12 protein-coding genes are annotated in these 12,198 nt (G+C 56.8%); 5 read left to right on the top strand and 7 right to left on the bottom strand.

Features of this window, described 5'->3' with window-relative positions:
• The 5 genes from ABJK70_RS11860 to ABJK70_RS11880 form a co-directional block, all read left to right on the top strand.
• Nucleotides 1-493, top strand: a 493-nt coding sequence (locus ABJK70_RS11860; RefSeq protein WP_347258083.1) for a hypothetical protein, incomplete at its 5' end; no start/stop codon positions are given.
• A 62-nt stretch (nucleotides 494-555) separates the two neighbouring features.
• Complete coding sequence (locus tag ABJK70_RS11865) at nucleotides 556-1,461, top strand: class I SAM-dependent methyltransferase (RefSeq protein WP_347258084.1); 906 nt, start codon at nucleotides 556-558, stop codon at nucleotides 1,459-1,461.
• Nucleotides 1,462-2,532: a glycosyltransferase family 4 protein gene (locus tag ABJK70_RS11870; protein ID WP_347258085.1), complete on the top strand. Its 1,071-nt coding sequence runs from the start codon at nucleotides 1,462-1,464 to the stop codon at nucleotides 2,530-2,532.
• An 84-nt stretch (nucleotides 2,533-2,616) separates the two neighbouring features.
• A complete protein-coding gene (locus tag ABJK70_RS11875) occupies nucleotides 2,617-3,585 on the top strand; it encodes an ABC transporter substrate-binding protein (protein WP_347258086.1) in 969 nt (322 codons plus the stop codon).
• Nucleotides 3,586-4,075: 490 nt separating this feature from the next.
• Nucleotides 4,076-4,822, top strand: coding sequence for a heme-binding protein (locus ABJK70_RS11880; protein WP_347258087.1), 747 nt, complete (start codon nucleotides 4,076-4,078; stop codon nucleotides 4,820-4,822).
• A gap of 115 nt (nucleotides 4,823-4,937) precedes the next feature.
• Here ABJK70_RS11880 and ABJK70_RS11885 read toward each other — a convergent pair whose 3' ends face one another.
• The 7 genes from ABJK70_RS11885 to ABJK70_RS11915 all read right to left on the bottom strand — a co-directional run bounded on the left by ABJK70_RS11885 (nucleotide 4,938) and on the right by ABJK70_RS11915 (nucleotide 12,056).
• Nucleotides 4,938-6,605 (bottom strand): dipeptide ABC transporter ATP-binding protein, encoded by a 1,668-nt coding sequence (locus ABJK70_RS11885; RefSeq protein ID WP_347258088.1) that lies wholly within the window; start codon nucleotides 6,603-6,605, stop codon nucleotides 4,938-4,940.
• Nucleotides 6,602-6,808, bottom strand: a complete 207-nt coding sequence (locus tag ABJK70_RS11890) for a type II toxin-antitoxin system HicA family toxin (protein ID WP_077728934.1) — start codon at nucleotides 6,806-6,808, stop codon at nucleotides 6,602-6,604. Before ABJK70_RS11890 ends, ABJK70_RS11885 begins: the two co-directional genes overlap by 4 nt.
• Nucleotides 6,805-7,008 (bottom strand): type II toxin-antitoxin system HicB family antitoxin, encoded by a 204-nt coding sequence (locus ABJK70_RS11895; RefSeq protein ID WP_077728933.1) that lies wholly within the window; start codon nucleotides 7,006-7,008, stop codon nucleotides 6,805-6,807. Before ABJK70_RS11895 ends, ABJK70_RS11890 begins: the two co-directional genes overlap by 4 nt.
• Before the next feature lie 70 nt (nucleotides 7,009-7,078).
• Nucleotides 7,079-8,467, bottom strand: a complete 1,389-nt coding sequence (locus tag ABJK70_RS11900) for an ABC transporter permease (protein WP_086135307.1) — start codon at nucleotides 8,465-8,467, stop codon at nucleotides 7,079-7,081.
• Nucleotides 8,468-8,591: 124 nt separating this feature from the next.
• A complete protein-coding gene (locus tag ABJK70_RS11905) occupies nucleotides 8,592-8,777 on the bottom strand; it encodes a hypothetical protein (protein ID WP_086135306.1) in 186 nt (61 codons plus the stop codon).
• Nucleotides 8,778-8,841: 64 nt separating this feature from the next.
• Nucleotides 8,842-9,819, bottom strand: coding sequence for an ABC transporter permease (locus ABJK70_RS11910; RefSeq protein ID WP_086135305.1), 978 nt, complete (start codon nucleotides 9,817-9,819; stop codon nucleotides 8,842-8,844).
• Complete coding sequence (locus ABJK70_RS11915; protein WP_086135304.1) at nucleotides 9,816-12,056, bottom strand: ABC transporter substrate-binding protein; 2,241 nt, start codon at nucleotides 12,054-12,056, stop codon at nucleotides 9,816-9,818. The genes ABJK70_RS11910 and ABJK70_RS11915 overlap by 4 nt, the downstream gene beginning before the upstream one ends.
• Nucleotides 12,057-12,198: the final 142 nt, after the last annotated feature.

The raw sequence follows: 12,198 nt of genomic DNA on the forward strand, positions 1-12,198 counted from the left end.
GAATAGGTTTCCCCGGGACTCCATGGACATGAGCCATCGGGAATACTGGTTTGAAATGAACATGAAAGGCGACAAGTGTTATTTCGTCGTCACCGACCTGCTGCGCCAATATCCTTTTCCGGAAATTCCCGGCGAAAAATTCCTGGCGGAAGGTGTCGTGTTCAACCGGCTCAATCCGAGATTCCGGTGCGTCAACGAGGTGATGCGGATCATCCAGTATCTGCCCGACGGATTGACCGCCAAAGCGAGGGCAATACGCTATCGAAGCCCGAGAGGCGCTCGGCTTTATTACGGCGAAGCGGTACGCTTGCCCACCGGGATCAAACCCAAGCTCAAGAATATGGCCAACTTCATCCGATACTCGGTCCATGCCGGAGAATCCTTATATGCCAGCTTGGCGGAAGTCGGCTTTCCGCTGCTGTTCGGGATCAGCCTTCCGATCGGTCTGGGCTTGGCGTGGATCGATAAAGCCCGTCTAGCCAGCTCTCGCTAAACATCAATATGGTTTCAACTGATACGCCAGATTCTATTGCTCTTGAAAGCAAGCCCTGTCCCATGGGCTGCGAAAGCCGCGATGAATTGGTTCTGCAAGGAAGGGACAGACTGCATGACCTGCCCGGCACGTATTCCGTGGTTCGATGTTCGGCGTGCGGGTTGTTGCGAACCGATCCGAGACCGACCGCGGACACCATCGGCTATTACTATCCCGAGACTTACGGGCCTTACGCCGGCACCCGCATTACCCATTCGCGTTTCAGAACAGCGGCGAATGCCATTAAGGAATTCGTCAGAAATGCCTTGAGGATACACAGCCTGTCCTTGCCCGCACTCGAACCGGGACGAATGCTGGAAATCGGCTGCGCCTCGGGCAGCTTTCTAGCGCGAATGGCCGATAAAGGCTGGCAAGTGGAAGGCATCGAATTTTCGCCCGCGGCGACGAAAAATGCTCAGGATGCAGGCTTCTCGGTTCATTGCGGAAGCCTGGAATCGGCGCCCGAACCCGCCGAACGATTCGATCTGGTAGTAGGCTGGATGGTGCTGGAACACCTGCACGACCCTGTGCTCGCGCTCAACAAGCTGCATCGCTGGACCCGGAAGGACGGCTGGCTGGCCATCTCGGTTCCCAATGCAGCCTGCTTCCAACTCGGCTGGTTCGGGCAGCGATGGTTCCCCTTGCACTTGCCCGCCCATTTGTACCACTTCACCCCGGAGACTTTGGAAGCCCTGCTGAACGCTACGGGTTGGCGCATCGAGAAGATTCTTTACCAGAAAGTGATGACCGATTTAATGGCGAGCACGGCTTATCTCATCGAAGACAAATGGCCCAATTCGACCGTTTCCCGCTTCCTCAAGCGGCATCCCGAAATTTTCAACCTGCCCCTTTATCCGCTGGCCCTGATCCTGAGCCGGCTCGGCCAAACCGCACGGATGACGGTTTGGGCCAGACGCGTCGACCGATAAATGAAGGTTCTGCTTCTTAGCCGCTACGGCCAACTCGGGGCCAGCAGCCGGCTCCGCTCGTATCAATATCTAGCCTATCTCGAGAGCCAAGGATTTCGGATCACGGTCGCGCCTTTCTTCAAGGACGAGTATCTCGAACGATTCTATGCCGGAAACGGAAAATCCCTGCGCTATGCGCTCGCCGGCTACGGCAGGCGGATCGTATCCCTGATGGGATTACGCGCATACGGCCTGATCTGGATCGAAGCGGAGGCATTGCCCTGGCTTCCGGCTTGGATCGAGACCGCGATGGCGCGCGCGGGAATCCCCTATGTCGTCGATTACGACGACGCCATCTTCCACCGCTACGATCGCCATGCCAGTCGTGTCATCCGCAAAATCCTGGGCGACAAGATAGACCGCGTCATGCGCCATTCCAAAGCGGTGATCGCGGGAAGCGAATATTTGGCCGAGCGGGCGACTAAAGCCGGCGCCGCACGCGTGGAACTCATTCCGACCTCGATCGACTTGAACCGTTATCCTCTGAATCCGACCGATACGGACGCCGTCTTCACCATCGGCTGGATAGGTTCGCCCACTACGGCGCAGTATTTGCGAAATTTGAACGACGTTTTTTCGGCGATAGCACGGGACCATCCCTTACGGATAAAAGTGGTGGGGGCGGAAGCCGCGCATTTGCAGCTCTCCGATATCGACATCGAGTATCGCGACTGGTCGGAACAAACCGAAGTGGACGAAATCCGGCGCTTTGACGTCGGCATCATGCCCCTGTCCGATACCCCTTGGGAAAGGGGGAAATGCGGCTATAAACTCATCCAGTACATGGGCTGCCACAAACCCGTGGTCGCCTCGCCGGTCGGAGCCAACCTCAGGATCGTCGAGCATGGCGTCAACGGCTTTCTCGCATCCACCGAATCGGAGTGGAGAGCCGCCCTGCTGGAACTCTTGCATAATGCCGGCCTGCGCATCCGATTGGGACAAGCCGGACGAGCCGTTGTCGAACGCGAATACTGTACCGCGGTGAACGGCCCTAAACTGGCAAGAATTTTGAGCGAAGCGTCCATGCGATGACATGCCCTCGCTTCAGCCCGATTGTCTGCCGGTGCAGATAGTCCGCATCGTTAACATTCTTTCTTTCTGAACAATGGATTAATCATGCGTATGCGAATCATCAGCTCGATTTTCCTCGCCCTGATCGCTGCCGGTCACGTTTGTGCCGAAACCGTCGATCAAAAGATCAAAATCGGTATGCTGGCCTTCGGCACGCTCAACTGGGAGCTTGCCGTTATTCAAGAGGAAAAACTCGATAAGTCACAGGGGATCACCATAGAAACAACTCCCCTTGCCAGCGCCGAGGCGGGGAAAATCGCCCTGCAAGGGGGAAGCGTCGATTTAATCGTGTCCGATTGGATCTGGGTGGCCAATCAGCGCGGGCAAGGCATGGATGTCACTTTTCTGCCCTACTCAACCAGCCATGGGGCGTTGATCGTACCGGCCGGCTCTTCCATCCAAGGGATCGCCGATCTCAAGGGAAAGCGGCTAGGCATCGCGGGCGGCGGATTGGACAAAAACTGGCTGCTGCTGCGCGCTCTGGCTCAAAAACAGCACGGCCTGGACCTCGACAAGTCCGCCGACAAGGTCTTCGGCGCGCCGCCGCTGCTCAACCAACAGTTGCAACAAGGCAAGCTGGACGCCGTCCTGAATTACTGGAATTTCGCCGCCAAACTGGAGGCTCAGAATTATCGTCGTCTTATCGATGGACGCGGCATACTTCGAGGCTTGGGGGTAGACGCCGATGTACCGAGTCTCGGTTATGTTTTTGGGGAGGACTGGGCCAATGCTCACGCGAATGCGCTTTCAGGATTTTTGAAGGCGGCGGACGCGGCCCAAAAATCGATCTGCGAGTCGGACGCCGTTTGGCGCAAGGTCGTCCCCTTAACGCAGGAAACCGACGAACGGATTCAAAACGCCCTGCGACAGCATTACTGCGACGGAAGAATCAAAAGCTGGGGGGAAACCGAGAAAAAAGCCGCCGCCGAAATTTTTGCGCTGCTGCATCAATCGGGCGAGGGACGATTGACCGGAAAGTCTGGAACGTTACCTGAAGGAGTGTTCTGGCGCTAACCGATTCGGCTTATTTGTAAAAAAAGCTGACACTTTAACTTCCTGATAAAGATGTAAAAACATATGAAAAAGGATACGGACATAGGTTTATCCGGATTAATCACTCATTCCGGCTTCTTGATAACAGAAAATGTCAGTTTTTTTTACAGTCGCAAACGGTATAGCCGGTTTATAGTCGTGCCATTTGTCTTAGCAATCTAGATTTAATGGAAAATCGCTTCCTGGAAAGCCCGTATTGTCTTTTGCAACACTGGGACAAAAGACATGGCCCGCTTTATGCTCCTGTTATTGTCGGAATCTGACTTCAAACCCTGTTAATTAATGCTTTTTGGGCTTTTTTCTTAATTTGCCTGTAATCCGCCGGCTGCGGACGGTACGCTCAATAACTTTATTTGTCTTTCAACACCAACAAACGAATGGAAATTCTGCTATGAAATCAAGAGAAATAATAATAGCCTTGGGGGCGGCTGCCTTGGCTTGCAGCAATGTTATGGCGGATTCTTCCGCTGGCAAGGAGGCGTGCAACGGTTTGCCCTCCCATGCCGAGCTGAAAAATGCTCTCATCAGCGCCGTTGCCAGCGAAAGCAGCGGACTGGACTTCGACATGTGGGGCACCATCGTCAATCGTGATGGCGTAGTCTGTGCGGTTGCCTTCTCCGGAGCTAACCGTGGCGCCCAATGGCCCGGCAGCCGCGTAATTTCCGCCCAAAAAGCCAATACGGCTAATGCATTTAGCCTTAATGGCCTAGCACTCTCCACCGGTAACCTTTACTCGGCCGCGCAAGGAACCTCCGGCGCCAACGCGGAAACGATGCTCGGCGGCAGTTTGTACGGCCTTCAGTTCAGCAATCCGGTAAATCCCGACGTGGCTTACGGCGGTCACCCGAAGCACTATGGTCAGGCAAATGACCCGATGGTGGGCAAACGTCCCGGTGGTGTAAACGTATTCGGGGGAGGATTGGGCCTCTACAAGAATGGACAGATCATTGGTGCCGTGGGTGTCAGCGGCGACACGTCCTGTGCCGACCACAACATCGCCTGGCGCGTTCGGAATAACCTGCAATTAGACCAGATGCAAGGCGTCGGCGGCGTATCGGGCGATCCCGACCGTCCGGACAACCTCATTCTCGACCAGTATAACGGCAACAAGGATGGCGTCACGGCCGGCTTTGAACAGCCCGGCTGTCTTAATGACGCCAGTGGCGATCCTCGCGCTTTGCCGGCGGTACAGCACTAGACGAACGCCTGTTATCGATCTGCATTTAGCCGGGCCTTGCGCCCGGCTTTTTCATTTCAGCCGAGCGGCCATAAGGCGTTTCGTTCCGCTCACTGTCACTTGGAAGTGAGAGAAACTATTTTTGTCCCTTTCTTAACTTCGGCACTGCCTCCAACAGACGCTTGGTGTAAGAGTGAGCCGGCTTAAAAAGAACTTGCTGAGTCGACCCCATTTCGACGATCTTGCCCCGGTGCATGACCGCCACCCGATCGGCCAACTCGGCCACCACGGCCAAATCGTGGGTGATGAACAAATAACTGAGACCACGCCGATCGCGCAGATCCCTCAAAAGCTTCAAAATTTGGGCTTGGACCGAAACGTCGAGGGCGCTGGTCGGCTCGTCGCACACGATCAGCTTGGGATCGACAGCCAAGGCCCGCGCGATGCAGATGCGCTGCCTCTGTCCGCCGGAAAATTCGTGCGGATAACGCAATCGGGCCTCTTTCGGCAAACCGACGCTGTGGAGCAAATCCTCGACTCGTTCGCGCCGCTCCTTCTCGATCATGGACGGATGCAAGGCACGTAGTCCCTCTTCGACGATGTCGCCCACGACCATGCGCGGATTCATGGAGGAATACGGGTCCTGAAACACGATCTGCATCTCGGCGTAACGTTTCCGGCGTTCCTCGCCGCGAAGCCCGGTGATATCGGCGCCATCGAAGCGGACCCGCCCACCGGAATTCTCGATCAGATTGAGAATCCCCTTGCCCAGGGTAGTCTTGCCGCATCCGGACTCGCCCACCAGGGCCAGGGTCTCGCCCTGCGCCACCGAAAGCGAAACACCATCCACAGCCCTGACATAATCCACGGTCCGCTGAAGGATGCCGCGCTTGATCGGGTAATGGACCTTGAAGTCCTCCACGACTAGCAGCGGGTCCGAATGATGTGTTTCGGGCCGGGCTAGGCAGGCGTCCAAGCGGGGCATGACCGTGAACAGCTCGCGGCTGTAAGGATGCTCCGGTTTTTCGAAAAACCCTTCTCGATCGCTCTGTTCCACGATCTTGCCGGCGCGCATGACGGCCACGCGGTCGGCCAGTTCCGCGACGATGCCGAAATCATGGGTGATCAGCCACAGCGCCATTCCGCTTTCGCGCTTCAGTCGCTCGAGAAGCTCCAGAATTTGCGCCTGAATCGTCACGTCCAAAGCGGTAGTCGGCTCGTCGGCGATCAAGAGGTCCGGCTCCCCGGCCAGAGCGATGGCAATCATGACCCGCTGCCGCATGCCGCCGGAAAGCTGGTGGGGATATTCATTCAGATGCCGCTCCGGATTCGGCAGTCCCACATGATCCAGGAGCTCCGAGGCACGATTTCTCGCCGCCCTGCCCTGCAAACCCCGTTGCAAGCGCAGGACTTCGCCGATTTGCCGTCCTACCGTCATGACCGGGTTCAGCGAACTCATGGGATCCTGGAAAATAATGCCGATGCGCAGCCCACGGATGGCGCTCATGGCATATTCCGGCAACCCGAACAAATCGGTGCCCCCAAGACTCACTTGCCCCCTCATGATTCGTCCATTGTGGGGCAAGAGCCTTAATACCGACAGCGCCGTGACCGATTTTCCCGAACCCGACTCGCCCACGAGGGCGAAAGTCTCGCCCTTGTCGATATGAAACGAAACCCCGCTAACGGCAGGTATCAGCTCCGCGCCCTGACGGAAACTCACGTGGAGATCGGAGACCGACAAAAGCGAGCTGGCCGGTTGCCGCTCTACACCGGTTTCCAGCACCTCAGAGACAACACTCACAATTCATGCTCCGAAATTTCGGCCACCTTAAGAAAATGTTTTAGAAGCCCGATTTTGAGCGGCTCATTGCCGTGAACAGGAACCGAAATACGCGCCGAATAACCTTGCTTTCCGTAGACATGATGGCTGCCGTTGATTCTCTTTAGCTCCCATCCATGCCGCTCCGGCAATTTCCCTAAAGCTTTGCCGGAAATGGTTTTCAAACGGCGATCTCCAAAATCCTGTCCGTCTGTGCGAGACCTTTCTCCTCGACCTCAATGGACAAGCAAGCTTCTACGGCCTCATGAAGATTCGCCAACAACTCCTCTAAGGTTTCGCCTTGAGAAGCACAGCCTGGAATCGCAGGAATTTCAGCCCAATAACCGCCCTCCTCGGCCTGATGGACGATCACTTTTAATTTCATGAAAAGCTACCTCCGGGAATCTGGAAAAAATACCATGGTCTTATCGAACATGATGACAATGGCTAGTCCATTACTCCGCCCGCCTCGGATCGAAAGCATCCCGCACGGCATCCGCAAAGAGATTGGCGGCGAGCACCAGGGTGAACATGAACAGAAACGCGGCCGCCAAAGACCACCACACCACCGGGTCCCGCGCCATTTCGAGCCGGGCGCTGTTGATCATGTTGCCCCAGCTCTCCATGGTGGGATCGACGCCGATATTCACGTACGACAGCACGGCCTCGGCCAGCACGAGCGAACTGAAATCCAGGGCTACCGAAATCAGCACCAGATGGAATACGTTGGGCAGGATATGCCGCACCAGGATTATGCCTTGCCTGACGCCCAGCGCCCGAGCCGCCTGAACGTATTCCATTTCGCGCAACTTCAGGGTTTCCGCGCGGAGCAGGCGGCACAGGCCGGTCCAGCTGGTCATGCCGAGAATCAGGCAAAGAAACAGCAGCCTGAAATCGGCCCGCAGCGCCAGGCTGGCGAAGTCGTCCTCGTGCCGGGCCATGTACACCTGCATGATGAGCATGGCGGCAGCGATGAGCAGCACGCCGGGGATGGAATTGAGGGTGGTGTAAAGATACTGGATCACGTCGTCGACCCAGCCGCGGAAATAACCGGCGAGGATGCCGAATCCCAAGGCTAGCGGCAGCGTGGCGAAGGTGGTCAGGGTGCCGATCAAAAGCCCGGTCCGAACGCTCTTGAGGCTTTGGTAGAACACGTCCTCGCCAACCTTGTCCGTGCCGAGCACGTGATAGCGCAGCCCCAGCTCCCCCAGCATTCCGCCGCACCCCAAAATGAGAAACAGCGTCAGTAATGCGGCCCGCCACGGAATTTCCGTTCGGCCGAGGGCGATGCGCTTGAAACTCTCGGCCGGACCGATACGGTCCTGGCGGCTGCGCCTGGCGATGACCAGCAAAGCCAGCAATAGCCAGACCAATACTCCCTTTCCAAATCCCTTCATGCCGATCGTCAGGATATCCGCTATTTTCTCGTATTCCGGATCGGCCAGATGCGCGCCGCCGTACTGCAAACGGGGATAGTCCCATCGTTGCGTACCGTCCGGCTGACGGATCATTTCCTTGGCATAGGCGTAGGACGAAAAAGGCGCCGAATAGGTTTTCTCCACGCGCGTCCGGATCGGCGTCATCCAGCTGTCCAGCACGCTGATCACCTCGCCTTGGTATTGCCCATTTTCGCCTTCAATCCGCGGATGAAAGTGGATCGAATCCAATACGGCAATGAAAAGGTAAGCCAGCAGAATCACCAGCGACACCATGGCGCTGCGGCTCTGCGCCACCTTGCGCCAGGGCCGGCGCAAGTGCTCGCGGCCCCTGGCCCGGACGACGAGCACGGCGAACCCCGCCAGCAGGATGAAGAACAGAATGTCGGTCCAGAGCAGCTTCAACATGTCGGATTACTTTGCGAGCGGCACACCTAAGTCCTTGCAAATCTTGAGAAGATTAATTGTAGGGTGGGTTAGCGCAGCGTAACCCACCAATCCGAGGTCTCTCGGTGGGTTACGGCCTCGCGGCCTAACCCACCCTACGAGAACTCGCCTCCTCGTGATTGAATTGCAGCGCCTCGATCAGAGTTATCCTGAGACTTTTCAATAACTCTTCATGAGTTTTCTCTTGACAATTCACGCCCGGAATTTCTTCGATCCACCCAACCCACCATTCACCAATTTGCTTGGTGATAGCCGTGTATTCTCTGTTCATGCTCGTTTCCACATTTGATACTGTTGCAATGCGCAGCGCCTCTTTCAACGCTTGCGAGTCCTGTTCAACCCAGCCTCACCCTTGGATCGACCAGCGTATAGGAAAGATCGGTCAGCAGAAGACCGAGGACGTAAAGCGCAGAGCCTAGAAACACCATGGCGCGCACGATGGCGAAATCCTGCTGGCTGATGGCATCGATGGTATAGCTGCCCAGCCCCGGAATGGCGAAGAACGATTCGGTGATCAGACTGCCGGTGAACAGCAGGGGCAGCACCACGACCACCCCGGTCAGAATGGGAATCATGGCATTTTTGAGCACATGTCCGAACAGCACCTGCGGCTCGGACAGCCCCTTGGCGCGCGCGGTGCGGACATAATCCTTCTCCACTTCTTCCAGAAACAAGGTCCGGTACCAGCGCACGCCGGAACCGATGCCGGCGACCACGCTGATGGCCAGGGGCAGGATCAGGAAACGGATGGCGTTGATTCCGGAGTCGTAACCCGAGATCGGCGTGAGCTGCAGCAGTTTTCCCAGCAAATATTGCCCGCCGATGATATAGAACAGGAACGAAACGGACATCAGCGCGACGCACAAGGCAATGCCCCAGAACTCCAGATAAGTCAGCCGGAAAAACACCAGGAGTAGCGCCAGGCTGATGTGCACCAAAAGCCCGACGATGAGCGAAGGCACCGCGATGGCGAGGGACGGCCACATGCGCTGACGGATATCGGCGCCGATTTCGCGTCCGCTGTCGGAACGTCCGAACCGAAACATAAACAGACCCACCGACTTCTGATAAAAAATCGTCCGGGTCGCCTTCTCGGCGCCTTCCGCTTTATCGTTCCAGAACAGGGGCAAATCGTAGCCGCGCTCGTGTTTCCACCCTTCGACCGCCTCCTGGGTGACATGCTTCTCCCCGAGATGCATACGCGCCATGTCGTCCGGCGTATTCACCACGAAGAACAGCAGAAAGGTCAGGATGTTCACGCCCAAAAGCAGCGGAAGAGCGTAGAGCACGCGGCGGATGATATAGCGGATCATAACGCGGTGGACCTCATGCGGCGGCGATAGGTCGAATAGGCCGGGACGATCGCCGCGACCAGCAGCCCCGAACCCGCGGCCAGCGGCCAATAGATCGGCCGGTTCCACTCCGCCCGCTTGAGCTCCCGCTGCTCGGCTTCGATGCGCCGGTACTTGAGCCCGTTGTTGGCCATCAGATTGGGTTTGAGGTTGCGGAACCAGTCATGATGCAGCGAAAAAGCCTTGGGATGATAACCGAATAACCAGGGCGAATCGTGCCTAAGGATTTCCTGCATGGCCTGGATGATACGGAAACGCTCCTCCCCGTCGTCCATGTTGCGCATACGCTCGAACAAGCGATCGAATTCCGGGTTCTTATAATTGGCCGCGTTCTCTCCGCCCTTGCCCACCTTGGCGTTCTCGCCGTACACCAGGAAAAAGAAGTTTTCCGGGTCGGGATAATCGGCATTCCAGCCCCACATGAAAATCTGTGCGTTGCCGTTCAGCATCTTCTGCTGGAACTGGTTGTAATCGGTGGTGCGCAGCACCAGCTGAATGCCGAGCTTGGCGAATTGCTTGCGGTACCAGTTCAGAATCGATTTGTCGTCGGGGCCCCGCGCCACGGTATCGAGATAAAGCACCAAGGGCCTGCCGGTCTTGGCGTCGACACCGTTGGGGTAGCCGGCCTCGGCCAGGAGCTTTTTCGCGGCGTCAATGTTCTTGCGGCGCGGCGCGCCGTCCGCCCAGTCGTACACGTAAGGGTTGATCCCGTCCTTGCCCTCGACGTGACCGAAAATGTCCGGAGGCAAAATCCCCTGGGCCGGAACGCCGCGTCCGTTGATGAAAATATCGATGAATTCCTCGTAATCGACCGCGATGTTGATGGCTTGGCGAAGCTTGGATTTGGCCTCGTCCAGCCCGCCCACCGTGGCATCGAGCATGTTGAAGCCCATATAGAATATGGTCGTCGTGATCGCCGTCTCCAAGTGGATATCCTTGGCCTTCATCTCCGGCGTCAGTTCGGCATCGTTCTGCCCGGTGAACTGGACGGCCTGATCGAAATTGTCCGAAGCGATCCCCGAGGCGTCGTAATAGCCCTGCAGGAACTTGTTCCAATAGGGAATCGTTTCCTTTTCCAAAGTGAAGACGACTTTCTCGATAAACGGCAGCTTTTGCCCGGCATCCTTCAAGTAACCCTTCGCCGCATCCTCCGGCTCGCCCTCTGCCGGGTAGAACTCATCGTGATAATTGGGGTTTTTCAGCAACACCATGCGCCGGTTCGGATTGTTCTCCGCCAGCATATAGGCGCCGGTGCCGACCGGATACCAGTCGAGGGTGATGTTCTTTTCGATCAACCCCCTCTGGGCATAAAACGCATCCGCCTCCCAGGGCATGGGGGCAAAAAACGGCATCGCCAGCCAGAAGCGGAACTGCGGATACTTGCCGTGCAGCCGGATCTTCAAGCGGTGCGCATCGGCGATGTCGACGCCCTCCACGGTATAGCCGCGAATATCGAAAAATTCGGATTTATCGGACCGGGCTTCGAAATCCTTCGCCATCCGCTCGCCCGTCTCCTTGAGACCGACGATATAACTCTTCATCATCTCGGCGATCGGAGAATGCAGCTGGGGATGCACCAGCCGCTTGATCTGATAAGCGTAATCCTCGGCCGTCAGCTCTCGGGCGCCGGTTTCGGCAAAATCGGCGATGGTCCTGATTTCCGATAATTCGTCTTCGGTCATGGCATGGTAGCGATAGTGTCCATCGCCGTTCTTGGCGAATGCCGGATGAGGCTGAAACAGGATGTTCGGACGAAGGCGAATATCGTATTCGCTGTACGCTATCCGTTCCTCAGGCGCGTTGTCCGGGAGCGGACGCAAATCCTTATCGAGGTAAGTCACTATTGGCAGAGCCTCCGCCGTCAGCGGCTCGAGCTGATAGGGCCTTTTCAGATAGGCATACTGCAGCAGCGGCTCGTAAATCTGGGCGATGATCTCGTATTCATTCGAGCTGTAGGCCCGCGCCGGGTCCAGGTGCTTGGGCCGCTCGGTGAACGAGGTATAAAGAATGTTCCTGCCCTTGTCCCCGGCCGGATAAGGATTGTTCAGAGGACTGCCGCAGGCGGCAAGCAGGAAAGTCAGCAGCAGAACCGCGGCCGGCCGGAATAAATGTATAAAGCTTCGACGTGCAAAAAAAAGCTCGCGGCCGGAACTTGCCGGACCGGAAAAACGATGTACCGATTCTTGCCTGATCGCCATAGGCGGCCATTATACGCGAGCGAACGGTGCGATAGTCGCATCGTTAGCCGCATTGCAGGTGAACTGACACCGCTCAGTCCGTAGGTCGGCAATCCTTTGCCGACAGATCCGCTGTGTCGGCAAAGGATTGCCGACCTACTTA

This window comes from Methylocaldum sp. (genome assembly GCF_039794385.1).
In the GTDB taxonomy this organism is placed as follows: Bacteria; Pseudomonadota; Gammaproteobacteria; order Methylococcales; family Methylococcaceae; genus Methylocaldum.